Origin of the sequence: Streptomyces sp. NPDC008313, from assembly GCF_042956125.1 — a bacterium.
In the GTDB taxonomy this organism is placed as follows: domain Bacteria; phylum Actinomycetota; class Actinomycetes; order Streptomycetales; family Streptomycetaceae; genus Streptomyces.
Map to the genome: position 1 here is coordinate 57,164 of NZ_JBIBFR010000004.1, position 22,759 is coordinate 79,922.

Annotated in this window: 20 protein-coding genes; 11 read left to right on the forward strand and 9 right to left on the reverse strand. The window is 73.1% G+C overall.

The window, feature by feature from the left end:
• Nucleotides 1–199: 199 nt before the first annotated feature.
• On the forward strand, nt 200–616 hold the full coding sequence (locus ACFY93_RS06875; RefSeq protein WP_391354257.1) for an SsgA family sporulation/cell division regulator: 417 nt from the start codon (nt 200–202) through the stop codon (nt 614–616).
• A gap of 43 nt (nt 617–659) precedes the next feature.
• Here ACFY93_RS06875 and ACFY93_RS06880 read toward each other — a convergent pair whose 3' ends face one another.
• Nucleotides 660–1,340 (reverse strand): GPP34 family phosphoprotein, encoded by a 681-nt coding sequence (locus tag ACFY93_RS06880; protein WP_391354258.1) that lies wholly within the window; start codon nt 1,338–1,340, stop codon nt 660–662.
• Nucleotides 1,341–1,702: 362 nt separating this feature from the next.
• On the opposite strand from ACFY93_RS06880, the gene ACFY93_RS06885 reads away from it, so the two are divergent.
• From ACFY93_RS06885 to ACFY93_RS06895, 3 genes are all read left to right on the forward strand, one after another.
• The gene (locus ACFY93_RS06885; RefSeq protein ID WP_391354259.1) at nt 1,703–3,352 is read left to right on the forward strand and encodes an ATP-binding cassette domain-containing protein; all 1,650 of its coding nucleotides are present in this window, start codon (nt 1,703–1,705) and stop codon (nt 3,350–3,352) included.
• 152 nt (nt 3,353–3,504) lie between these two features.
• Nucleotides 3,505–4,281, forward strand: a complete 777-nt coding sequence (gene ddaH, locus ACFY93_RS06890) for a dimethylargininase (protein WP_391354260.1) — start codon at nt 3,505–3,507, stop codon at nt 4,279–4,281.
• Nucleotides 4,282–4,482: 201 nt separating this feature from the next.
• Nucleotides 4,483–5,457: an acyl-ACP desaturase gene (locus ACFY93_RS06895; RefSeq protein WP_391354261.1), complete on the forward strand. Its 975-nt coding sequence runs from the start codon at nt 4,483–4,485 to the stop codon at nt 5,455–5,457.
• Nucleotides 5,458–5,668: 211 nt separating this feature from the next.
• Here ACFY93_RS06895 and ACFY93_RS06900 read toward each other — a convergent pair whose 3' ends face one another.
• Nucleotides 5,669–5,917, reverse strand: a complete 249-nt coding sequence (locus tag ACFY93_RS06900; RefSeq protein WP_391354262.1) for a WhiB family transcriptional regulator — start codon at nt 5,915–5,917, stop codon at nt 5,669–5,671.
• A gap of 258 nt (nt 5,918–6,175) precedes the next feature.
• Between ACFY93_RS06900 and ACFY93_RS06905 the strand changes: the two genes are divergently transcribed.
• The gene (locus tag ACFY93_RS06905) at nt 6,176–6,973 is read left to right on the forward strand and encodes a VOC family protein (protein ID WP_391354263.1); all 798 of its coding nucleotides are present in this window, start codon (nt 6,176–6,178) and stop codon (nt 6,971–6,973) included.
• 63 nt (nt 6,974–7,036) lie between these two features.
• On the opposite strand, the gene ACFY93_RS06910 is transcribed toward ACFY93_RS06905, so the two are convergent.
• The 3 genes from ACFY93_RS06910 to ligD form a co-directional block, all read right to left on the reverse strand.
• On the reverse strand, nt 7,037–8,104 hold the full coding sequence (locus tag ACFY93_RS06910) for a substrate-binding domain-containing protein (RefSeq protein ID WP_391354265.1): 1,068 nt from the start codon (nt 8,102–8,104) through the stop codon (nt 7,037–7,039).
• Nucleotides 8,105–8,253: 149 nt separating this feature from the next.
• Complete coding sequence (locus ACFY93_RS06915) at nt 8,254–9,213, reverse strand: multicopper oxidase domain-containing protein (RefSeq protein WP_391354267.1); 960 nt, start codon at nt 9,211–9,213, stop codon at nt 8,254–8,256.
• A gap of 151 nt (nt 9,214–9,364) precedes the next feature.
• Nucleotides 9,365–10,378, reverse strand: a complete 1,014-nt coding sequence (ligD, locus tag ACFY93_RS06920; protein ID WP_391354269.1) for a non-homologous end-joining DNA ligase — start codon at nt 10,376–10,378, stop codon at nt 9,365–9,367.
• Nucleotides 10,379–10,452: 74 nt separating this feature from the next.
• On the opposite strand from ligD, the gene ACFY93_RS06925 reads away from it, so the two are divergent.
• The gene (locus tag ACFY93_RS06925; protein ID WP_391354270.1) at nt 10,453–11,520 is read left to right on the forward strand and encodes an ATP-dependent DNA ligase; all 1,068 of its coding nucleotides are present in this window, start codon (nt 10,453–10,455) and stop codon (nt 11,518–11,520) included.
• 49 nt (nt 11,521–11,569) lie between these two features.
• Here ACFY93_RS06925 and ACFY93_RS06930 read toward each other — a convergent pair whose 3' ends face one another.
• Entirely contained in the window at nt 11,570–12,760 is a 1,191-nt protein-coding gene (locus ACFY93_RS06930; RefSeq protein ID WP_391354271.1) for an alcohol dehydrogenase catalytic domain-containing protein, read from the reverse strand.
• A gap of 222 nt (nt 12,761–12,982) precedes the next feature.
• On the opposite strand from ACFY93_RS06930, the gene ACFY93_RS06935 reads away from it, so the two are divergent.
• Nucleotides 12,983–13,939, forward strand: coding sequence for a DUF3048 domain-containing protein (locus tag ACFY93_RS06935; RefSeq protein WP_391354782.1), 957 nt, complete (start codon nt 12,983–12,985; stop codon nt 13,937–13,939).
• A 97-nt stretch (nt 13,940–14,036) separates the two neighbouring features.
• Here the strand turns inward: ACFY93_RS06935 and ACFY93_RS06940 are convergent, their stop codons facing one another.
• Nucleotides 14,037–16,718, reverse strand: coding sequence for an AAA family ATPase (locus tag ACFY93_RS06940; protein ID WP_391354273.1), 2,682 nt, complete (start codon nt 16,716–16,718; stop codon nt 14,037–14,039).
• Nucleotides 16,719–17,199: 481 nt separating this feature from the next.
• Here ACFY93_RS06940 and ACFY93_RS06945 point away from each other — a divergent pair, with 481 nt between their 5' ends.
• Nucleotides 17,200–18,189 (forward strand): DUF2510 domain-containing protein, encoded by a 990-nt coding sequence (locus ACFY93_RS06945; RefSeq protein WP_391354275.1) that lies wholly within the window; start codon nt 17,200–17,202, stop codon nt 18,187–18,189.
• Between the two features lie 273 nt (nt 18,190–18,462).
• Here ACFY93_RS06945 and ACFY93_RS06950 read toward each other — a convergent pair whose 3' ends face one another.
• Complete coding sequence (locus tag ACFY93_RS06950; protein WP_391354277.1) at nt 18,463–19,080, reverse strand: TetR/AcrR family transcriptional regulator C-terminal ligand-binding domain-containing protein; 618 nt, start codon at nt 19,078–19,080, stop codon at nt 18,463–18,465.
• A 227-nt stretch (nt 19,081–19,307) separates the two neighbouring features.
• On the opposite strand from ACFY93_RS06950, the gene ACFY93_RS06955 reads away from it, so the two are divergent.
• Entirely contained in the window at nt 19,308–20,189 is an 882-nt protein-coding gene (locus tag ACFY93_RS06955) for a phosphatase PAP2 family protein (RefSeq protein ID WP_391354278.1), read from the forward strand.
• Nucleotides 20,186–21,220 carry a DMT family transporter gene (locus tag ACFY93_RS06960; RefSeq protein WP_391354280.1) on the forward strand — a complete coding sequence of 345 codons (1,035 nt, stop codon included), beginning with the start codon at nt 20,186–20,188 and terminating at the stop codon, nt 21,218–21,220. Before ACFY93_RS06955 ends, ACFY93_RS06960 begins: the two co-directional genes overlap by 4 nt.
• A 149-nt stretch (nt 21,221–21,369) precedes the next feature.
• On the opposite strand, the gene ACFY93_RS06965 is transcribed toward ACFY93_RS06960, so the two are convergent.
• Complete coding sequence (locus ACFY93_RS06965) at nt 21,370–22,221, reverse strand: phospholipid scramblase-related protein (RefSeq protein WP_391354281.1); 852 nt, start codon at nt 22,219–22,221, stop codon at nt 21,370–21,372.
• A 157-nt stretch (nt 22,222–22,378) separates the two neighbouring features.
• Here ACFY93_RS06965 and ACFY93_RS06970 point away from each other — a divergent pair, with 157 nt between their 5' ends.
• Complete coding sequence (locus ACFY93_RS06970; RefSeq protein ID WP_391354282.1) at nt 22,379–22,759, forward strand: CU044_2847 family protein; 381 nt, start codon at nt 22,379–22,381, stop codon at nt 22,757–22,759.

Sequence of the window (22,759 nt, forward strand, 5' to 3'; positions counted from 1 at the left end):
CGGCAGGTCCCGGGCCGCGCGGTGGGCGGCCGGCCGCCCACGCCTTCCTCGGGACGAGAAATGAATCACCCCGGGGAATGGACTCGGTGACAGAGGTCACTCGCTCCACAGGTGCACGGACTGGCCGATTCCTTCGTCTGTTCAAGTGCACGGCCGCATCCGCCCGGAGCCTGTCCAGCCGTCACAAGGGAGCAAGGCGTTGTCCACCCTCATCGAGCAGCCCGTAGAGGCCCGCCTCGTCGCCGCCGCGCCGCGGATGCCGAGCATTCCCGCCACGCTCCACTACGACATCGGCGACCCGTTCGCCGTCCGGATGACCTTCCCCGCGCCGGCCACGCTGGAGGGCGTCGAGGTCTGCTGGACGTTCGCGCGCGAACTGCTGGTGTCCGGGATGGAGCGCTCCGAGGGACACGGCGACGTCCGGGTGCGGCCCTACGGCTACGACCGCACCGTCATGGAGTTCCACGCCCCCGAGGGCACCGCCGTGGTCCACATCCGCTCGGGCGAGCTGCGGGACTTCCTCGCGCGCACGACGGACCTGGTGCCGCTGGGCCACGAGCACCGTCAGCTGGACCTGGACCACGGCCTCGCGGAGCTGATGCGCGACGCGTGCTGAGCACGCACGTCCGACGGCGGCGGCACAGCACGGGTCCGGGCCGTCAGCCGGGCGCCGAGGCGGTCGTCGCCGATGCCGACGTCACCGCGACGGCCACCGCCGTACGGACCTCCTGGATGACCTTGCGCAGGGCCGGGGCCGCCGCTCCGCCGCGGTCGGTCAGCGCGTCGATCCGGTCCTTGTGGCGCTTGCGGTCCCGGCCGGGGACGAGCGTACGCAGTTCGGCCGCGGCGGCCAGGGCGACGAGCGCCGCGTCGCGGTCGGCGACCTCGCCGACGGGCAGCGGGCCCTCCAGCACCAGGCGGGCCTCGGCGCGCAGCCGCTCGACGGCGGACGGCCGCGCCAGCACGTACTCCACGGACGGGAAGACCCCGAACACGCGCTTCTTCTCGGCGCGCAGATATCCGTCGGCGGCGAGCTGCGCCCGTACGGCGTCGAGGGTGACCCGCGCCCGCAGCGTGACCCAGGCCTTCCACCTGCGCGGCCGGGACTCCTGGATGAGCTCCAGCAGTCCGTCGAGGGCGAGGTCCTCCGTACGGGCGTCGAGGTCGACGGGCGTCGCGATCCCGTCCACGTCGGCGAGCAGCCCCCGCTGGGCCAGTTCGGTGAGGGCGCCGGCCCGCACCAGATGGTGGAGGTGGGTCGCCCCGGAGACCTTGAGTTTCGTGGTGTCCCAGGCCAGCAGGTAGAGCCGGGCGGGCAGCGAGAGCGAGCCGTCGGGCACGGGGACCTCCTTCGCGGCCCCAAGCGTGCGGCCGCCTTGCCGGTCGAGGGCGCGTCACGTTAACGCGTTGACACCTCTTCTGCCCGCTCCTACCGTGTACAGCGGTTCTGTTGTCGTCGATCGGAGAAGGACGTTGCTCGTCTGAGGTCTGGAGACACCGCGTCACACCCCGCGCGGCCCCTGGCGGCCCCGCTCCCGTGTGCGCAGCGTGCGACCTCGGCATACGAGCCGTCCCCCGGAACAGGGCCCTCTCCTTCCGCCCTTCCCGGCTTGTGGCCCCGCCTCTGCGGTGGAGCGTCGTCGCCTCGCGGTGTCCCGATACGCGTTGCCCCGACCACTCCAAGCAACCGCGAGGCCTGCTCATGTCTACCGCCCCCACCTCCATCACCTGTACCTCTCTCGCCTTCGCCTGGCCGGACGGCACCGATGTGTTCGACGGACTCCAGGTCGCCTTCGGCCCCGGCCGGACCGGACTGGTCGGCGTCAACGGGTCGGGCAAGTCGACCCTGCTGAAGCTGATCGCCGGTGAGCTCGTCCCCGCCGACGGCGCCGTACGCGTCGCCGGCGAGATCGGGTACCTGCCGCAGAACGTCACGCTCGACACCGGCCTGAGGGTCGACGAGGCGCTCGGCATCGCCGCCGCGCGCGCCGCGCTGCACGCCATCGAGGCGGGCGACGTCGCCGAGGAGCACTTCACGGCCGTCGGCGACGACTGGGACGCCGAGGAGCGCGCCCGGGCGACCCTCGGTGAACTCGGACTCGGCCACATCGACCTGGACCGCACCATCGGGGAGGTCTCCGGCGGCGAGTCGGTGCTGCTGCGTCTGGCCGCGCTGCTGCTGCGCCGGCCCGACGTGCTCCTGCTCGACGAGCCCACCAACAACCTCGACCTCCACGCCCGCCGGCGCCTGTACGCGGCCGTGTCGGCATGGCCCGGGGTCATGGTCGTGGTCAGTCACGACCGTGAACTGCTCGACCTGGTCGACCAGATCGCCGATCTGCGGTCGGGCGAGGTCACCTGGTTCGGCGGCAACTACTCCGCCTACGAGGAGGCGCTGGCCGTCGAACAGGACGCGGCCGAACGCATGGTGCGGGTCGCCGAGTCGGATCTCAGGAAGCAGAAGCGCGAACTCGCCGACGCGCAGGTCAAGCTGGCCCGCCGCAAGCGGTACGGCCAGAAGATGCAGGACAGCAAGCGCGAGCCGAAGATCGTCATGGGGGCGCGCAAACGCGCCGCCCAGGAGTCCGCGGGCAAGCACCGCATCCTGCACGAGGAACGGCTCACCGAGGCCAGGGAGCGTCTCGACGAGGCGGTCGAGGCGGTGCGCGACGACGACGAGATCCGCGTCGAACTGCCGTACACGGCGGTGCCGCCCGGCCGGAGCGTGCTCACCCTCATGGACCTGGAGCTCCGGTACGGCGCGCGCGTGGAAGGGGGTCTCGACCTGCGCGGACCCGAGCGGATCGCCCTGATCGGGCGCAACGGCGCGGGCAAGACCACGCTGCTGCGGACGATCGCCGGGGAGCTGGAGCCGGTCCGTGGCGAGGTCCACGCGCACGTGCCGATGCGGTTCCTACCGCAGCGGCTGGACGTGCTCGACGACAGACTCACCGTCGCCGAGAACGTGGCCCGTTTCGCTCCGGGCGCCACCAACAACAGGGTCCGGGCGCGGCTGGCCCGCTTCCTGTTCAAGGGCGCCCGAGCCGACCAGCTCGCGGCGACGCTCTCCGGAGGCGAACGCTTCCGCGCGGCACTCGCCGCGCTGATGCTCGCCGAGCCCGCCCCGCAGCTGCTGATGCTGGACGAGCCGACGAACAACCTCGACATGGCGAGCGTCCGCCGGCTCACCAGCGCCCTCGAGTCCTACGAGGGCGCGCTGATCGTGGCCGGCCACGACGTGCCGTTCCTGGAGTCCATCGGGATCACCCGCTGGCTGGTGCTGGACGGCCGGCTCAGCGAGACGACCGCGGAGGCGGTCGGCGAGCGGGGGTCCTTCGGGCTCCCCGGGTAGCGGACCCCCGAAGGGGCGGGTCCGCCCGGCCGCCGGGTCACCGACGGCGCAGGGCGGCGCCCGCCCCGGGCGGGGCGGCCGTGGGGTCTTCTGTCCACGGCCGGGCGCGGTGCATGATGTGCGCCGACACCCCCTGCCGAGGAGAACCGCCCGTGTCCAGCCAGAAGGCACTCGTCCGCCGCCCCGGTCCGCGTCTCGCCGAGGGCCTGGTGACACACGTCGAGCGCACGGACGTGGACGTCGAGCTGGCCACGGAGCAGTGGGAGGCGTACGGGGAGGCGCTGCGGGCGCACGGCTGGGAGACCGTCGAGGTGGAGCCGGCCGACGACTGCCCCGACTCCGTGTTCGTCGAGGACGCCGTCGTGGTCTTCCGCAACGTCGCGCTCATCGCGCGCCCCGGCGCAGAGTCCCGGCGCGCCGAGACCCCCGGTGTCGAGGAGGCCGTGGCCCGGCTCGGCTGCTCGGTCAACCGGGTCCGGGAGCCGGCCACACTCGACGGCGGCGACGTCCTGAAGGTCGGCGACACCCTGTACGTGGGCCGCGGCGGGAGGACCGACGCGGCCGGGGTCCAGCGGCTGCGGACGGTCTTCGAACCGCTCGGGGCGCGCGTCGTGCCCGTACCGGTGAGCAAGGTGCTGCATCTGAAGTCCGCGGTCACCGCGCTGCCGGTCGGCACGGTCGTCGGGCACGAGAGGTACGTGGAGACGCCGTCGCTCTTCCCGCGCTTCCTGCCGGTACCGGAGGAGTCCGGCGCCCACATGGTGCTGCTGGGCGGCGACCGGCTGCTGATGGCGGCGAGCGCGCCGAGGACGGCTGAGCTGTTCGCGGACCTCGGGTACGCGCCGGTGCTCGTGGACATCGGCGAGTTCGAGAAGCTGGAGGGCTGTGTGACGTGCCTCTCGGTACGGCTGCGGGAGCTGTACGTCTGAACAGGTGACAGAGTAGGCCGTACGGGTACCCGGAGCTGCGGGCCCCGTGCATTCCCGTGAGGGGTGGAGCGGACCCCGGGACCCCTGTTGATCAGCGGTCTTTACGGTGCACTTAACCTACGGTGTCGTAACCTACGGAGACGTAGCCTACGATGCCGTAGGTTCTGCACCCGCTCAGTTCTCCCGTCCCCTGGAGTACCCGTGACGATCACTTCCCCCCAACTCGCCAGTCCGTCCGAATGGACCGACGCACGGCTGCTGTACGCGCTGGAGGAAGTGGTCGAGCAGGAACTCAACCGCCACCTGAAGGTGGCGAAGGACTGGATGCCCCACGAGTACGTGCCGTGGAGCGACGCCCGCAACTTCCCCGGCCTCTTCGAGGACGGCGAGGCCTGGGGCAAGGAGCAGTCCAAGGTGACGGAGATCGGCCGGATCGCCCTGGTCGTCAACCTCCTCACCGAGGACAACCTGCCGAGCTACCACCACGAGATCGCCTCGCTGTTCGGCCGCGACGGCGCCTGGGGCACCTGGGTGCACCGCTGGACGGCGGAGGAGGGCCGGCACGGCATCGTGATGCGCGACTACCTCCTCGCCTCGCGTGCCGTGGACCCGGACCAGCTGGAAGCGTTCCGGATGGCGCACATGAGCGAGGGCTTCGAGTCGGACAACCGCCACTCGATGCTGCACTCCGTCGCCTACGTCGCCTTCCAGGAGCTGGCGACCCGCATCTCGCACCGCAACACCGGCCACCAGTCGGGCGACCCCGTCTGCGACCGGATGCTGGCGCGCATCGCCACCGACGAGAACCTGCACATGGTCTTCTACCGCAATCTGCTGAAGGCCTCGTTCGAGCTCGCCCCCGACCTCACCATGCAGGCCGTGCGGGACGTCGTCGTCAACTTCCGGATGCCCGGACACGGTATGCCCGGCTTCGAGCGGGCCGCCGCGCAGATGGCGATCGGCGAGGTCTACAACATGCGCATCCACCACGACGACGTGCTGCAGCCGGTCCTGCGCCACCTCAAGGTCCTGGACATGGACGGTTTCGGCCCCGAGGGCCTGCGCGCCCAGGAGGAGCTCGGCCTGTTCATGAACGGCCTCGACAGCGAGGCGCTGAAGTTCGACGAGAAGCTCGCGGCCCGCAAGGCCCGTATGGCGGCGCGCGCCGCCCACTGACGAACCGCCGTCCGTCGTGGGGGGGGGGGGGCCCCCCCCCCCCCCCCCCCCCCCCCCCCCGCGCCCCCCCCCCCCCCCCCCCCCGCGGGGGGGGGGGGCGGGGGCCCCCCCCCCCCCCCCCCCCCCGACGTCCCCCTTTTCCCCCGCTCCCCCGCTTCCCCCCGTTCACCGGCGCGGCTCCGCGCCCCCGCCGAGCCGCGCCGGGGCCGGTTCAGCCGTCGGTGCCGCGCCTCAGGTGCAGCCGTTCCTTCTCCGACAGGCCGCCCCAGACTCCGAAGCGCTCGTCGTTGTCCAACGCGTACTCCAGGCACGCCGGGCGCATCTCGCACATCCCGCAGATGCGCTTCGCCTCACGCACCGAGCTGCCCGGCTCGGGGAAGAAGAAGTCGGCACCGGTCTGTGCGCACAGCGCCTGCTCCTGCCAGGCGAGGCCGGGTGAGGTCATCGTGTCGATGTGCATGACGCCGATCGTGCCGTCGGCCGAAAAACGTCCGATCAACGCCTGATCAACGCCTGGTCGCGCCCGGTCGACACCGCGTCCCGCCCCTCGCCCTTCCCTCGGCCCCCGGTCCTCCCCGGCCGCCCCGCGCCACCACGGGTACCGCCCCGATGATGGACCCCCGCTCACCCGGACGCACGGCGGCGCGCGCGGCGGTTGTCAGTGGGCGGTGCGAGACTCGTGAGAGCAGACAACGGGACCACCTCGAGGAGGGCTCTCATGCTCACCACCCGTTTCGTCACCGGCGCTCCCAACTGGGTCGACCTCGGCACCTCCGACATGGACGGCGCCCAGTCCTTCTACGGCGCGCTCTTCGGCTGGACCTTCCGGTCGGCGGGACCCGACGCCGGGGGATACGGCTTCTTCCAGCTGGACGGCAAGACCGTCGCCGGCGGCATGCAGAGCACCGGGGAGCAGGGTCCGCCCTCCTGGACCGTGCACTTCCAGAGCCCCGACGCCGAGGCCACGGCGGCGTCGGCCGAGAAGGCCAGGGGCGCCGTGCTCGCGCCGCCCATGGACGTGATGGGCGAGGGCCACCTGGCGATCCTGGCCGACCGGGCGGGCGCCACCTTCGGCGTCTGGCAGCAGGGCCGGAACAAGGGCATCGAGGTGGCCGGCGACACGGGTTCGCTGTGCTGGGTCGAGCTCTACACCCCGGACGTCGCCGCGGCCGCCGCCTTCTACCATTCCGTGTTCGGCTGGGACACCTCGGCCGTGCCGTTCCCCGGCGGCGGCAGCTACACCTGTATCAACCCCGCCGGCACCGGGGAGGACGCCATGTTCGGCGGTGTCGTCCCGCTGGCCGACGATCCCACCGAGGCCGGATCCCAGCCGTACTGGCTGCCGTACTTCGAGGTCGAGGACACGGACGCCGTCGCGGGCCGGGCGCAGGAGCTGGGCGGGAAGGTACGGATGGCGCCGACGGACGTGGAGGGCGTCGGCAGGATCGCCAGGCTCGCGGACCCGTACGGTGCGCGCTTCGCGGTGATCAGGAGCGCGCCGCAGCAGCAGGGCTGAACACGAGCCCGGCCCGACCTGACCTGACCCGCTCGCGCGACCGGGGCGGCCGGTAACGGCGGGCTACGCGGAGGCGCGGCGTACCAGGGTCGTCGGCAGTATCACGTTCGAAGGGCCGCCCGGCTCGTTCTCGCCGCCGTTGCCGCGGTCGAGGTCGCGCAGGAGCAGGCGGGCCATCAGCCGCCCCATCTCCTCGATGTCCTGACGGACCGTGGTGAGCGGCGGTTCCGTCTGCTCGGCGAGCGGCAGCATGTCGTCGAAGCCGATGACGGCGACGTCGTCGGGGACCCGCCGCCCCCGCTCGCGCAGCACGCGCAGGGCGCCGGACGCCATCAGGTCGTTCGCGGCGAACACCGCGTCGATGTCGGGGCGGCGCTCCAGCAGCTCCCGCATCGCCCGCTCGCCGCCCGCGGGCGTGAAGTCGCCCCCGGCGACGAGCCCGGGATCGGCGCCGGCCATGACGTCCCGGTATCCGTCGAGCCGGTCGACGGCGGAGGTCTGGTCGAGGACGCCGGTGATGTGGGCGACGCGCGTACGGCCGAGTCCGACGAGGTGACGTACGGCCTCGCGGGCGCCGCCCCGGTTGTCGCTGTCCACGTACACGGCGACCCGGTACCCGCCGTCCCGGCTCCCGGCACCGCGTGCCCCCTCGCCCCAGCCGGGCCGCCCGCCGAACACCGTGGGCACGCCCGCGCCGTGGATCAGGCCCGGCAGCGGATCGTCGAGGTGCAGGGAGAAGACGAGGGCGCCGTCCACGTGGCCGCCCGCGAGATACCGCCCGACGCGCACGTGATCGTCGCGGCCCTCCGTGAGCAGCAGCACGAGCTGGGAGTCGTGGGCGGTCAGTTCCTTGCTGATGCCGCGGAGCTGGAGCCCGAAGAAGGGGTCGGCAAAGACCCTGGTCTCCGGTTCGGCGATGACGACGGCGACGGCGTCGTGCCGCCGGGTGACCAGACTGCGCGCGGCCTGGTTGGGGACGTAGCCGAGTTCCTCCACGGCCTTCCTGACCCGCTCGACGAGGGTTTCGCGCACCCCGTCGCCGCCGTTCACGACGCGTGACACGGTGGCCCGGGACACCCCGGCCCGGGCGGCGACGGCCTCCAGCGTGGGGCGTGACGCGGTCTCGGTCACCTCAGGGCTCCTCCTCGGCGGGTTGCCGATCAGGATAGCCGCGCACCGCGCCGGCCCCCTTCCCGCGTGTCATGACCGTCACGCCGCAGCGGCCCTGACCCGGCCGGAGCGGGGCGGGGCGCGGCGGGCGGCAGGCGGCGCGGCGGCGCCTAGTGTGCGTGCGGCTCGTAGCCCGGGACCGTGCCGTCCGTCCCCTTGACCAGGAACAGCCCGGCCATGCCCCGGTCGGCGTGGCTCTGGACGTGGCAGTGGTACATCCAGGCACCGGCTCCGACGCCCTCCCCCGCGATCACCTGGAAGCCGAACGAGTTCGCGGGGCCGACGATCTTGGTGTCGACGATCTGGCTGGGGTCTTCGGGGCCGGTGAGGGTGCCCGTGCGATTGTCGGCCCAGCGGTGACCGTGCAGGTGGAACGTGTGGAAGGTCTCGCCGTGCGTGATCATGACGATCTCGACCCGGTCCCCCAGGGTGACCTCGAAGTCGGGGCCCGAGCGGGCGGGCTTGTTGTTGATCAGCATGTCGTTGAAGACGATCGTCAGCGTCGTGTCGGGCAGGACGTCGCCCTGCCGGCGGACGACCACCGGTCCGTAGAGGCCCTTGCGGATACCGCCCGTGCCGTGATCGGTGCCGACGACGTGGTCGTGGTAGTGCCAGTACCCGGCGCTGCCGCCGCGCCAGGTGCCGTCCTCGCGGCGGCCGGGCACGTGGGTGCGCCAGGTGTACGTACGGGTCTCGCCGGGCGCGACCGCGCTGTCGTTGAGCCGGGTGCCGTCGCTGGAGATCTCGTAGTCCAGGCCATGGACGTGCAGGCTCGCCGCCACGTCCATGGTGTTCTCCAGCTCGACGTGCAGCGTGTCGCCCTCGTTGAGCTCGATCAGCGGCCCCGGGATCGACGCTTTGCCCTTCTCCAGGCCGTAGCCCATCTGCCCGTCGGCCAGTTTCTCGGCGTACAGCTTCATGTGGCGGACCTCGCCCCCGGCCGGCGCGGTCCTCGTCGAGCCGTCGGCGCGGACGGCGTCGGCGGACGCGACCGGGGACAGCGACGCCGCGCCGGTCGCGACGGCGGCCCCGCTGAGCAGGACCCGCCGGTTGAAGCCACGCCTGTCCATGCGGACTCCCCACCCTGGTAAGGAATTGACGGAGACACACACGTGAGCCGCGGCGACCGCGTCGCCGGCACGTGATGGGATCACCATAGGGATATATCGGGACATATTGCAGTCACATTTATAGGCGCGTCGCGAAGAGACGTCCGCCCGCTCAGTCCTTGTGCCGGGCCCGGCTCGGCTGCACCCGCTTCGGCTCGCCCGGCATCTTCGGGTACTCGGGCGGATAGGGCAGGTCACCCAGGCCGTGGTCGTGCTCGTCGCGGCTCGCGAGCTCCAGCAGCGCCTCCAGGGAGAAGGCGTGGTCGTCCATGTCCGCGTGGACGTCGCCGAGTTCGGCGAAGCGCCGCGGCATGGTCGCCAGGTCGAAGTCCCGGGGCCTGGCCTCGCCCACCTCCTCCCAGCGCAGCGGCGCGGAGACCGGGGCGTGCGGGCGGGGACGCACCGAGTAGGCGGAGGCGATGGTGCGGTCGCGGGCGGTCTGGTTGTAGTCGACGAAGATCTTCTCCCCGCGCTCCTCCTTCCACCAGGCGGTGGTGACCCGCTCGGGCATCCGGCGCTCGAGTTCGCGTCCGGCGGCGATGGCAGCCCTGCGCACCTGGGTGAAGGTCCAGCGCGGCTGGATCGGCACGAACACGTGCAGCCCCCTGCCGCCTGAGGTCTTGGGCCAGCCGCGCAGGCCGCCGTACTCGTGCAGGACCTCGCGGAGTTCGTGGGCGGCCCGCACCGCGTCGGCGTAGTCCGTGCCGGGCTGGGGATCGAGGTCGAGGCGGAACTCGTCGGGGTGGTCGACGTCGTCGCCGCGCACCGGCCACGGGTGGAAGGTGAGCGTGCCGTACTGGGCGGCCCACAGGACGGCGGCGGGCTCGGTGGGACACATCTCGTCGGCGGTGCGGCCGCTCGGGAAGGCGATGTGCGCGGTCGGGATCCAGTCGGGCATGCTCTTGGGCGCCCGCTTCTGGAAGAACGACTCGCCCGTGACGCCGTCCGGGTAGCGCTCCAGGGTGGTGGGGCGGTTGCGCAGGGCGCGGAGGATGCCGTCGCCGACCGCGAGGTAGTACCGGGCCAGGTCCAGCTTCGTGTACCCGCGCTCGGGGAAGAAGATCTTGTCCGGGCTGGACAGCCGCACGGTCCGCCCCGCCGCCTCCAGCTCCACCGCTTCACCCATGCGAGCCACGGTAGGCGTACCGCGCATACCGCGCACACCGGGCGGATCGCCGCGTACCCACGCAGAATCGGAGCATGGACCTGCCGGTGATGCCGCCCGTGAAGCCGATGCTCGCCAAGTCCGTGGCCAGGATCCCGCCGGACATGCACTACGAGGCGAAATGGGACGGGTTCCGGGCGATCGTGTTCCGTGACGGCGCCGAGGTCGAGCTCGGCAGCCGCACCGGGAAGCCGCTGACCAGGTACTTCCCCGAGCTGGTCGAGGCGCTGCGGGAGCGGGCGCCCGACCGGTGCGTCCTGGACGGCGAGATCGTGATCGCTCGGGACGGCCATCTGGACTTCGACGCGCTCAGCGAGCGCATCCATCCGGCGGCCTCGCGGGTGCGGACGCTGGCCGAGCGCACTCCCGCCTCGTTCGTCGCCTTCGACCTGCTGGCGCTGGGCGACGAGTCGCTGCTCGACGCCCCGCTGGGCGACCGGCGCGACCGCCTGGAGACCGCGCTCGCCGGGGCCACCCCACCCGTGCACGTGGCTCCGGCGACCACGGACCGGGCGGTGGCCGAGCGCTGGTTCGAGCAGTACGAGGGCGCCGGACTGGACGGGGTGGTCGCCAAACCGCTCACGCTGCGCTACCGGCAGGACGAGCGGGCCATGTACAAGATCAAGCACGAGCGCACGGCGGACGTCGTCGTGGCCGGCTACCGCCTGCACAAGAGCGGGCCCGTCGTGGGCTCGCTGCTGCTCGGCCTGTACGACGCGGGGGGCGCCCTCCAGCACGTGGGGGTGTCGGCGGCGTTCACGATGAAGCGGCGCGCGGAACTGGTCGAGGAACTCGCCGGGCTGCGGATGCCGGACATCTCGGAGCACCCGTGGGCGGCCTGGGCCGAGGAGTCGGCGCACGAGTCGGCCCGGCTGCCGGGGGCGCCGAGCCGCTGGTCGGGCAAGAAGGACCTGTCCTGGGTGCCGCTCAGACCCGAGCGGGTGGCGGAGGTGGCGTACGACCACATGGAGAACGGCGTCCGCTTCCGCCACACCGCCCGGTTCCGCCGCTGGCGCCCGGACCGGACCGCGCGCGGCTGCACGTACGAGCAGTTGGAGGAGCCGGTGCGCTACGACCTGGCGGAGATCCTCGGCGAGCGGTGAGCGCTCCGTGTCGCCACCGGGGCGCGGGTCGCACCGGGGGCGGTGGCGGTCACGGCTGCATGAGGACCTTCACCGCTCCGTCCCGCTTCTGCTGGAACATCTCGTACGCCTTGGGTCCGTCGGTCAGCGGGATGCGGTGGGTGGCGAAGCCGTCGACGCCCAGCCGGTCCTCGTCCGTCAGCAGCGGCAGGATCTCGTCCGTCCAGCGGCGCACATTGGCCTGACCCATGCGCAGTTGGAGCTGCTTGTCGAACATGGTGAGCAGCGGCAGCGGGTCGGCCTGTCCGCCGTACACCCCGGAGAGCGAGATGGTGCCGCCGCGCCGCACCATGTCGATGGCCGTGTACAGGGCGGCCAGCCGGTCGACGCTGAAATGTTCGGCGAGCTTCGACCCGATCCCCCGGGGCAGGAGGGCGGCGGCGTTCTGCACGAACTTGGCGGCGTGGCTGCCGTGCGCCTCGGTGCCGACCGCGTCGATCACGGCGTCGGGCCCGCGCCCGTCGGTCACGTCCTGAACGGCGGCGACCAGTTCCTTCTCGCTGTCGAAGTCCCGCAGGTCGTACGTCTCCACGCCCCGTTCGCGGGCCCGGCGCAGCCGTTCGGTGACCAGGTCGACACCGATGACGCGTCCGGCGCCCTTCTCCTTGGCGATCCGGCAGGCCATGTCGCCGATCGGGCCGAGGCCGAGGACGGCGACGCTGCCGCCGCGCGGGACGTCCGCGTACATGACGGCCTGATAGGCGGTGGGCAGCACGTCGGAGAGGTAGACGAACCGGTCGTCGGCAGGCCCCTCGGGCACCTTGATCGGCCCGAACTGGGCCTGGGGAACGCGCAGATACTCCGCCTGGGCGCCCGGCACCGCTCCGTACAGCCGGGTGTAGCCGAACAGCGGCGCGCCCATGCCCTCACCGGTGACCTGGGTGGTCTCGCACTGCGTGTACAGCCCGGAGTCGCACATCCAGCAGTGCCCGCAGGCGATCTGGAACGGTACGACCACACGGTCCCCCGGCTTCAGGTTCGTCACCTCGGAGCCGGTCTCCTCCACGATGCCCATGGGCTCGTGGCCGAGGATGTCACCGGGCGTCATGAACGGCGTGAGCACCTCGTACAGGTGCAGGTCGGAGCCGCAGAGCCCGCTGGAGGTGATACGGATGACCGCGTCCGTCGGCTGCTCGATCACCGGGTCGGGCACGGTCTCGATCCGCACATCGCGCTTTCCCTGCCACGTCAGCGCCTTCATCGTGTCCGCTCCGTCCTTTTCGTCAGGCCATGGGTGACACCCGAGTACCCGGGCGCCTCTCGCCGAACCGTCGCCGCGCGTCAGCCCCCGAAAGGCCACACGGGGGCACAATCTGAACAGGGACGCACGAAACGGAACGCAAGGGCCGTACGGCGACGCACGGCAGCACACAGCCGCACAATCGAAGAAACGGGCAAGGTGGGCACGGTGGGCGTGGGACGGATGACGCGTACGGGACGCCGCGGGGCGACGGCGGCGCTGCTGGCCGCCGTGGCGGCGGGCTCCCTCATGGCGGGCTGCACCGCGGGCGGCGGAGGCGACGACGGAAGCGGACACAGACCCCCGGGGCACGACAGCGCGCGCGGGACGGGCCCGGTGCTGGCGGTGAAGATCGACAATGTGCCTCAGGCCCGCCCCCAGTCGGGCCTCGACGCGGCGGACGTCGTGTACGCGGAGCAGGTCGAGGGCGGTCTGAGCCGGCTGATGGCGGTGTACGCGACGGCGCTGCCGAAGGCCGTAGGGCCCGTCCGCAGCGCCCGCGAGTCCGACCTGGAGCTGCTCGGCCAGTTCCACGACCCGACGCTCGCGTTCTCCGGGGCGCAGCACAAACTGCTGCCGCTGATCGACGACGCGCCGCTGCGGGCGGTGCCGCCGGGAAAGGACGCGGGTGCCTACTACCGCGCGCCGGACGAGGCCGCGCCGCACAACCTCTATCTGCGCCCCCGCCAGCTGATGGACTCCGCGCCGGGAACCGGCGCCCTGCCCGCCGGCTTCCGCTTCGGCGCGGCCCCCGCGGGCGGCACGCCGACGGCCGAGCGCACCGTCCGCTTCCCGTCGGCGCGCTTCACGTTCACCTGGGACGAGGGACGGCGGCGCTGGCTGGTGGCCATGGACGGGGCGCCCGCCGTGACACCGGAGGGCCGCAGAGTGGCGCCCGCGACCGTGATCGTGCAGCACGTGAAGGTGCGCGCGTCCCGGTTCCACGACTTCCTCGGCAACACCACCCCGTACACGGAGACGGTGGGCTCCGGGAAGGCCGACCTGCTGCGGGACGGGCGGGCCTGGGAGGTCGGGTGGAAACGCCCCACCGCGTCGGACGGCACGGACTTCACGACGGCCGAGGGCGCGCCGGTGAACCTCGCCGAGGGCCAGGTGTGGGTGGTGCTGGCGGGCGACTGACGCCGTCCCCCGTGGGCGGAGGCGGTCCGCCCGTGAGGGGAGGCGGTGTGCCCCGGGGCTCACCGGCGGTGTGCCCCGGGGCGGGGTCCGTCCGGGCTCAGCCGGTGCCGCTGATGCTGTCCAGCGCCCCGCGGGCCCGCTCGGCGAGTCCGTCGGCGCCGCACACCTCGGCGAGGGTCAGGCCCCGGCGCAGCTCGGCCTCCGAGCGGCCCGCGATGCCGTACTCGACGCGGGCCACGGCGTGTTCGTACTGGCAGGGGGACGCCTCCAGGTACGTGACCGCCTGGCCGTACAGCCGCACCGCGCGCAGGCCCGTCTCCAGGGCGGCGGCGCAGCGCAGGGCCTCGCCGATCGCGGTGTCCGTGCCGAAGCGCTCGGCCTGCCGGCGGGCGTCGGCGGCCAGGGACGAGGCGCGGACGGGGTCGTCGGAGGCGAGCGCCCTGGCGAGGTCGAGGGCCCAGGGGGCGAGGACCGTGTTGTGGTGGCCGCGTGCGGTCGCCGCCTTCTCCGCGGCCTCCAGTTCGCTCACGCCCTCCTTGGCGCGTCCGACGGCCAGGAGCAGCCGGCCGCGCACCGAGCGCGTGTCGGGCAGCACGATCGTGGACGGGTAGGGCGGGGCGAAGCCGTACCGCTCGGCGATCTCCTCGGCCTCGGCGATGTGGCCGCGGGCGAGGAGGGTGTCGATGAGGCCGCAGGCCGCGGACCAGTACAGGGGCAGCCCGCGCCCGACGCGCTCGGCCAGCCGCAGCGCTTCGCGCTGGTAGCTCTCGGCGGTCTCCAGCCGTCCCCGCCTGCGGTGGGCCAGTCCCACGTACGTGTGGGCGAGGGCGAGGTGGCCGCCGCTCCAGCCGGCCGTCTCGTAGGCGCGCAGGGCCTCGTTGAACAGGCTCTCCGCACGGTCGAGCCGGTCGGCGTAGGCGTAGGAGCTGCCGAGCATCATCAGCAGCTCGACGCCCCACTCGGTGTCGGTCCAGCCGAGGCCGGGCGCGAGGCGGCCGTTGACGAGGGCGCGGTCGCAGAGTTCGGTGACCTCCTCGGCGTTCTCCCCGCGGGTCATGGCCTCGAAGCCGCGCAGGATGAGGACGGCACGCTCGGAGTTGTCCCGGCCGGTGCAGGTCCGCACGAGCTCCGCGAGTCCGCGGGAGGCGCGCGGGGAGCCCGCGTCGCCCGCGTTCAGGCCCTCCCACATGTGGTGGACGGCCTGCAAACGCATCCGGCCGGGCCCGGGTTCGAGGCGGGCGGCCTCGGCGTCCACGGTCCGGACGGCCTCCTCCAGCTGGTTGTTGTGCAGCAGCGCCTGGGAGAGCCGGAAGACGGCGTCCACCCGCAGGTCGCCGTCGAGGCCGGGCATGTCGAGCGCGTCACGCAGATGACCGATGGTGGTGGCAGGGGCCGTCAGGAGGGTGGCGCAGCCCAGCTCGTACAGCACCTGGGCGTGCGTCTTGGGCAACGGCGGTTCGCGCAGGGCGCGTTCCAGGCAGCGTCTGGCGGCGTCCGGGGCACCGACGGCGAGGTGTTCGCGGGCGGCCTCCCGCATCTGCTCGACGAGTTCGGGGTCGTCGTCGGGGTGCACTTCGAGCAGGTGGCGGGAGGCGGCCGCCGCCCCGCGGCCGGACTCGGTGACGGCCCAGGCGGCCTGGCCGTGCATGGCGGTGCGCAGGGCGTCGGGGATCGCGCGGTAGACGGCGCTGGCGATCACGGGATGCACGAACTCCAGCTCCTCCTCGGCGCCTTGACCGCTCAGCGCCGGGGACGTGGTGAGGATGCGGGCGGTCCCGAGCAGTTCGGCGCAGCGTCTGGCCTCGTCGAGGTGCATCCCGGCGAGCTGCGCGGCGAGTTCGAGGGAGATACCGGTGCCGAGGATGGCGGCGGCCCAGGCGAACCGGGTGGCGTCTATGCCGAGTCCCTCCAGCCGGGCGACGAGTCCGCGGCCCTTGGCGGAGCGGTTCAGCACCCGCAGCTCGGTGGCGGACGCCTCGACGGGGTCGAGTTCGCTGTCCTGCACCTTGGCGAGCAGTTCGACGGTCTCGTAGGGGTTGCCGCCGGTGACGGCCCAGACCTCGCGGCAGAACGGGGCGTCGGCGTGCTCGCCGACCGTGGCACGGGTGAGTCCGGTGGTCGCCTCGGGTGTGAGGGGGCTGAGGGTGGCGACCGGGCGGGCCGCGGCGGCGACGGCGTCGAGGTGGCGGGCGCTCTCGCCGGTGATCTCGCCGGGGCGTCGGGCGACCACGACGAGTACGGGCAGGTCGTCGAGGCGTTCGGCGAAGGCGGCGAGCCACTGCAGGGTCTCCTGGTCGGCCCAGTGCGCGTCGTCGATGAGCAGGACCAGCGGCCACTCGCGCTTGGCGAGCCTGCGGACGGCGGCGACCAGTCCGTCGCGCACGCCCTGCGGGTCGGCCTGGCGGCCGGCCGGTTCCGTGATGCCGAGGGCGGGACCGGCGATCTCGTACCAGTCGCCCAGGTATTCGCGGGCCTCCTCCGGCATCATCGACACGAGAGCGGGCTGGAGGAGCTGGCGTACGACGTTGAAGGGGACGGACGTGACGGTCTCGCCGCCGCGGGCGGCCCACACCGCGCAGCCGCGGTCCTCGGCCGTACGGCGCACCTCGGCGAGGAGCGCGGTCTTGCCGACGCCGGTCTCCCCGCTGAAGACGAGCAGGGTCCCCGAGGACGAGGCGTCGGCGCACAGGGTGTCGACGGCCCGTGCCACCTCGGCCAGTTCCTCGTCGCGCTCCCACAGGGAGCCCGGGGCGGCCGTCCCGGGCCGTGCCTCCGTCATACCGCTGCCTCCCCAGGTCGCCCGAACGACGTACAGGGATTGAGCCTAGCCGTCCGAAGGCCCATGTGGTGAGGGCTCCGGGGTCCTGTTGCCTCGAGGAGTGACACCGGGCACTCGGGGTCGACGCGCCGGAGCGCCGACCAGGCGTCGTGAAAGTTATCGGCCGTCAACAGGCGTGATAATGAAGGTAAGTTCCGGGCATCGGCACGGCCCGTGAGGAATCGGTGTGGACGCCTTCGCGCGCGGCCGCGCGCCGCACACCGCCCGGCCCGCGCACTCACCGAGAGCGCTGCCGGCGGGTCGCACGGGCAGCTTCGCCGAGCGGTACGCGTTCGGTGTCCGCGGGTACTCCGCCACCGTCATCGCGGCCGGGTTCCTCACGACGCCGGGGGCTGCTCGCCGGGACGCCCCGGAAGGAGCCGGGCGCGGTGGTGGTGGGGGCTCTCATGCCGCTTTCACGCTCGCCTCATACGGTGGGGCCATGACGCAGGTGACTCCTCCCGGGTGGTATCCCGACCCCGGGCAGACGAATGAGGGCCCCGCCACCGAGCGGTGGTGGGACGGCACAGCCTGGACGGACCAGACCCGGCCGGTGGGTTCGGCGGGCGCGTGGGGTCCGCCGGCGTACCCGGCACCGGCCGGAGGGTATCCGGCCGGGGGCCGGCCCGGCGCGCGGCGCGGGCTTCGGACCGGCATCGCCGTCGCGGCGGCCGTCGCGGTGCTCGCGGGCATCGGCGGCGGCGTGTACGCGCTCACCGACGACGACGGGGGCGGCAGCTCCGCCTCCCGGGGGCCGCTCGGCCAGGACGGGCCGGGTGGGCCCGGCGGCCAGGACGGCACGGAGGGCCCCGACGACCGGGGCGGACCCGGCGGGCCGGACGGCGGCTCGGGCGGGCAGACTCCGCGGCCGGGCGAGTCGGGGCAGCCGCAGACCGAGGACGGTTACGCGACCGACCCCGTCAGCGGCATCAGCATCCCCGTGCCGGACGGCTGGACGGGCTCGACCATCACGGTGGGCGCGTCGGTGTCGGCGAAGGGGACCTACAAGTGCCCGGGCGACACCTCGCAGCAGTGCACACCCGGCGGGGCGTACTCGGCTCCCGCGAGCGCGCTGAAACTCAAGGCCACCACCGCGGAGGCGGCCGCCAAGGAGGACATCTCCAAGAACGCGGAGGAGTCCTACGGAAAGGGCTACGGCAAGCTCACCTCGCACGAGGAGCTGGCCTCCGAGGCGGTCACCGTCGCCGGGGAGAAGGGCTATCTGGTCCGCTGGAAGGCCGTCACCGGCAAGGGCGCCGACGGCTACGTCGAGTCGCTCGTCTTCCCCTCGCCCGCCCGCTCCGGGCAGCTCGTCGTGGTCCGCTTCGGCATCGACGTCGGTTCCGGCGGCCCGGGGCAGGGCGTGATCGACGAGATCACCAAGGGAATCAAGGAGGCGCCCGGCGGGAGCGGCAACGGCCAGAAGGTGTAGGGCCCCTCGTCCGGGCCGGGCTCGCGGGGCCCGGCCCGGACGCAAGGGCTGCCGGGCCGGACGCAAGGGCTCGTGATCCGGACGCAGGACCTACCGGCCCGGACGCAAGACCTACCGGCCCGGGCGCAAGGGCTCGGATACCCGTCGGCCGGGTGGGGCGCCTCTCCGCTCAAGAGGAACCCCACCCGGCCGGGGGGTGCGCGCCGCCCCCGTCCCCACGGTGCGGCGCGGTCGGGCCGTCGTCCGGTCATCCCGCGGACGGCGGCCCGAGTCTCAGGTCAGGCCCAGTGCGGGCAGCACGACGGCCTCCACGAACCCGGTCAGATACGGGACGTCCGCGTGCCGGCCCTCCAGGACGGGCCGTACCCGCAGAACGCCGAGCAGTTGCGCCGGCACGTACTCCAGCGCCGGGTGGTCCGCGGGGACCTCGCCGCGCTCGACGCCGCGCCGGATCATCTCCTTCAGCGCGGCGACCTCGGGCTCGACGAGTGCCTCGCGCAGCGCCTGCTGGAGTTCCTTGTCCTGGGTGAGCGCGTGGCCGAGGGCCTGGAGCAGCTCGGTGGAGTCGTGCCCCGACCACTCGCACGCGGCGCGCGCCGCCTCCCGCAGATCGCCGGCGAGCGAGCCGGTGTCGATGCCCGCGAACCGCACGCACCGGTTGGCGCGCAGAGCCGCCGCCACGAACTGGGGCTTCGTCTTCCACTGCCGGTAGAGCGTGGACTTGCTGCACCGGGTGCTCGCGGCGACGCCCTCCATGGTGAGCGCGTCGTACCCGCAGCTGCGGATCCGTTCGAGCACGGCGTCGTAGAACTCCTGCTCACGCTCCGGCGTGATCTTGGAGCGGCGCGAGGCGACGACCGTCTCCGGTCCCTCCGCTGCCTGCGACGTCATGGCTCTTCCTCTCGCTCCCGATGGCACGGGCCGGTCCGGACCGGCGGCCTCGTCGTCCAGTCTACCGATACGCGGCAGTACCGATACGCCAGTGTACCGATACGGTTGCGTATCGGTACACTGGCGTATCGATGAGCCTCGGACAGGACCCCACTCCCGGTCGAGTGGACCCTGTCCCGGGCTCACCACGCACCACCTCATCAGACCGTCAGCAAAGGGGCCGGGGGATGGATTCCCTCACCGAGCCTGCCGAACCGGAAGCGGAGCCGGCGACGCGGCGTCCGCCACTCGTACGCGAGCTGCTGCTCGTCGCCGGGCTCTTCGTCGTCTACAAGCTCGGCCGGCAGCTGGCGAGCGGCCACACCGCGGAGGCCTCCCGCAACGGGCACCGCGTCTGGGACCTCGAACGGACCGTGCGTCTGCCGGGCGAGGGCGCCGTGCAGTCGGCGCTGCTGCACAGCGACGCCCTCGTCCACCTCGCGAACACCTACTACGCGACCGTCCACTTCCCGGCCACCGCGGCCTTCCTGGTCTGGCTGTACCTGCGGCGCCCGGGCCACTACCTGTGGGCACGCCGGACCCTCGCCGCGGTCACCGCCGCCGCCCTGGTCCTGCACCTCGCCTTCCCGCTGGCACCGCCGCGCCTGCTGCACGCCACCGGACTGCTCGACACGGGACAGGTGTACGGGCCCACGGTGTACGGCGCCTCACCGGCCGGCGACTCGCTCTCGAACCAGTTCGCGGCCATGCCCTCGCTGCACTTCGGCTGGGCGCTGATGCTCGCCATCGGACTGATCGCCGCGACCCGGTCGCGGTGGCGCCGGCTCTGGCTGCTGCACCCGCTGCTGACCCTGCTGGTCATCGTCGGTACGGCGAACCACTACTGGCTCGACTCGGTCGTGGCGGCCGCGCTGCTCGTCGCGTCCCTGGCCGTGATCCGCCCGCCGCTGCCCGCCACCGCGGAGACCGGACGCCGCCCCGGCTCCGTCGTCCGCGCACGCCCGGGCGCCCGCGCGGGCTCCCTCGTCCGGGGCGGCCCGGACGCCCGTCCCGGCCCCGCCGCCGGGGGCGACGACTCCGTACCGGAACTCGCGGGAGCCGGCCGATGAACGCCACGCTGCTCGCCGTCGTCCTGTCCCTGTTCTCGGCCGTGGCGTACGCCGCCGCGGCCGTGGCCCAGGAGCGCCTGGCCTCACGGGACGCCGGTCACGGTCCCGGCGGGGCGCGGCTGCTGGCCGACGGTGCCTGGTGGTGGGCGGTGGCGCTGAACGCGTCCGCCGCGCTGCTGCACGTCGCCGCGCTCAAGTACGGTCCGCTGACGCTGGTGCAGCCGCTGGGCGCGCTCACCCTGGTGGCCGCCGTGCCGCTGGGCGCCCGGGTCGCCGGGCGGCGCGTCGGCGCCGTCGAGTGGCGCGGTACGGCACTGACGCTGGCCGGGCTGTGCGCCCTGCTCGTCACGGCCTCGGGGCCCGCTCCCGAAGACGTCCTGAGCGTGCCTCAGGCGCTGGCGGTCGCCGGGACCACCGCCGTCGTGATCGGTGCGCTGTCGCGGCCCGGCGCACGGCCGGGACTGCGGCACGCGTCCGCCTCCGGGTTCGCGTCGGGGGTCGCCTCGGCGCTGACGCAGACCGTGACGGTGGCCGTGACGGACCGCTCGGGACCACTGCTGAGCACCCGGGTGATCGTCGTGGCGCTGCTCGTCGCGGCCTTCGCGACGGGCGGGCTGCTGCTGTCGCAGACGGCGTACCGGGGCGGCCTCGGCGCCCCGCTCGCCGTCGTCACCCTGGCCAACCCCGTGGCCGCCGCGGCGATCGGCGTCTGCCTGCTCGGCGAACGGCTGCGCGGCGGGCCGGCCGGTCTGGTGCTGGCGGCGGCGGGAGCGGCGGTCGCGGCCCGGGGCGTGCTCACCCTCTCCCGGTTCACGCCCGAACCACCGGGGGCCTCGGAAACCGTCGGCGTGGCCACGGCCTCCGCCGCGGTGGCGGCCTCCGGCACGTTCGCGGCTTCCCGCGCCGTGCCCGACGACGACGAGCACCCGATCGCCGCGGTACTCGCCTCGCCGCCCGCGCCGACGGAGTACGGACCCCCGCTGCCGCTGATGCCACAACAGCCGGCGCCGGGCCACCTCACGTCGCACTAGAACCTCCGCACGGCCGCACGGCCGCACGGCTGACGGTGCCGCCACCGGTGCGCGCGGGTCGTTCGCCGGCACACGCGTGAGGGCGGTCGCGAACGTGTCGCGACCGCCCTCACGCGTGTGCACGGTGCCGCGCGGGCACCGACGCCGGATCAGCCCCAGCCGCGGGCGTCCTGCTTGAGCGCCGTGTCGACCGTCAGGGCGGTCGCCACGACCAGGCTCAGCAGGGGCTCGGGGAGCTGGTAGTGGATCTGCAGGACGTAGTTGTCCGCAGTGGTGAACATCGTCTTCGCGAGGCCTTCCCAGGTCTTGGTGATCCGGGCGACCTCGTTGTCGGCGTGGTCGACGATCGCGAAGTTCCAGGCGCGCCAGTTCTCGGCCTTGATGGCGCCGACCTGCTGTCCGCCCGCGTTGATCGCGAAGTTGATCTTACCGATCATGTTCTTCTGGACGATCTCGCCGACGGGCTGTCCGTCCGGACGCTCCACGACGACGCGCGACTTCATGAACTTCGCCGGGCGCGTCAGCAGCAGCTGCGGCTGGCCGTAGGCGTCGCGGATCTCCAGCTTGTGCGTCATGAACTGGTCGAGGCTGGAGACGAAGCGCAGGGCCTTCTTCAGGAAGCTCTGGCCGACCTGCACGACGGAGCCGAGCTGGTTGCCCTGCTGGTCCATGACCTTGTACTCGTTGGTCAGCTCGATGAGCTTGGCCTTCTGGTTCACCACCAGGACCGGCTCGGTGAACAGGGTGCCGCCACCGGAACCCCCGGCCGTCACCCCTGCCTGCTGCTGCACCTGGCGCTGCACGCGCGGGTCGGGGGCGGGGGCCTGGAAGGCCGGCGCCTGGCCGTGCTGAGCCTGCGGCGGCACCTGGGGGGCGGACTGCCCCTGCTGGTCCGCGCTGGTGTGCTGGGTCCACTGGGAGCCGTCCCAGTACCGCAGTGTCTGGGTCGCTCCCTGAGGGTCCGGGTACCAGCCTGCAGGAGTGTTCGAATGCGTGGTCACCGGGGCACACTACCGCGAGCCCCCCGGAAAGCAACCGGCTGCCCGGGGACCGTCCCACAACCGAAATCCCCGGCGACGGCACGCGCTGTTCGAACGCCCGGGACGGAGTTGATCGAAGGGCGGTCCAAGGAGCCCGCCGGCTGGCATAGTTGAGGCCATGGGGGAGTTTGTGGAGTTCACCTTCGAGGACGGCCAGACGGTACTGCTGGAGGTCTTTCCCAGTCCGCTCGCCGGCTCCGCGACGGGCGACGGCACGCCCGGTTCCGCGCCGCTCGTACCGGTCGCCCGCGACGGGAACGGCCGGGTGGCGCGCGCCGCCCGCGGTGCGCTGCGGCAGGTTCTGCAGCCGCTGGTCCCGGTGCTGCAGTCGGTCCACGACACGGTGTCCGCCATGGACCGGCGGCCCCAGCAGCTCACCGTCGACCTGGGCGTCAAGATCGGCAACGACCTGACCCTCGGCATCGTCGCCAACAAGGGCGAGGCCAGCCTCTCCGTCTCCGCGACCTGGAACCTCGAAGTCACCGCCCCGACGGACTGA

Bases quoted from the DNA above. Each gene is read 5' to 3' on its own strand.
- ACFY93_RS06970 (WP_391354282.1), top strand. From the start codon at position 22,379: ATGGGGGAGTTTGTGGAGTTCACCTTCGAGGACGGCCAGACGGTACTG.
- ACFY93_RS06955 (WP_391354278.1), top strand. From the start codon at position 19,308: ATGGATTCCCTCACCGAGCCTGCCGAACCGGAAGCGGAGCCGGCGACG.
- ligD (WP_391354269.1), bottom strand. From the start codon at position 10,378: ATGGGTGAAGCGGTGGAGCTGGAGGCGGCGGGGCGGACCGTGCGGCTG.
- ACFY93_RS06930 (WP_391354271.1), bottom strand. From the start codon at position 12,760: ATGAAGGCGCTGACGTGGCAGGGAAAGCGCGATGTGCGGATCGAGACC.
- ACFY93_RS06945 (WP_391354275.1), top strand. From the start codon at position 17,200: ATGACGCAGGTGACTCCTCCCGGGTGGTATCCCGACCCCGGGCAGACG.
- ACFY93_RS06915 (WP_391354267.1), bottom strand. From the start codon at position 9,213: ATGGACAGGCGTGGCTTCAACCGGCGGGTCCTGCTCAGCGGGGCCGCC.
- ACFY93_RS06925 (WP_391354270.1), top strand. From the start codon at position 10,453: ATGGACCTGCCGGTGATGCCGCCCGTGAAGCCGATGCTCGCCAAGTCC.
- ACFY93_RS06960 (WP_391354280.1), top strand. From the start codon at position 20,186: ATGAACGCCACGCTGCTCGCCGTCGTCCTGTCCCTGTTCTCGGCCGTG.
- ACFY93_RS06940 (WP_391354273.1), bottom strand. From the start codon at position 16,718: ATGACGGAGGCACGGCCCGGGACGGCCGCCCCGGGCTCCCTGTGGGAG.
- ACFY93_RS06885 (WP_391354259.1), top strand. From the start codon at position 1,703: ATGTCTACCGCCCCCACCTCCATCACCTGTACCTCTCTCGCCTTCGCC.
- ACFY93_RS06935 (WP_391354782.1), top strand. From the start codon at position 12,983: ATGACGCGTACGGGACGCCGCGGGGCGACGGCGGCGCTGCTGGCCGCC.
- ACFY93_RS06950 (WP_391354277.1), bottom strand. From the start codon at position 19,080: ATGACGTCGCAGGCAGCGGAGGGACCGGAGACGGTCGTCGCCTCGCGC.
- ACFY93_RS06900 (WP_391354262.1), bottom strand. From the start codon at position 5,917: ATGCACATCGACACGATGACCTCACCCGGCCTCGCCTGGCAGGAGCAG.
- ACFY93_RS06905 (WP_391354263.1), top strand. From the start codon at position 6,176: ATGCTCACCACCCGTTTCGTCACCGGCGCTCCCAACTGGGTCGACCTC.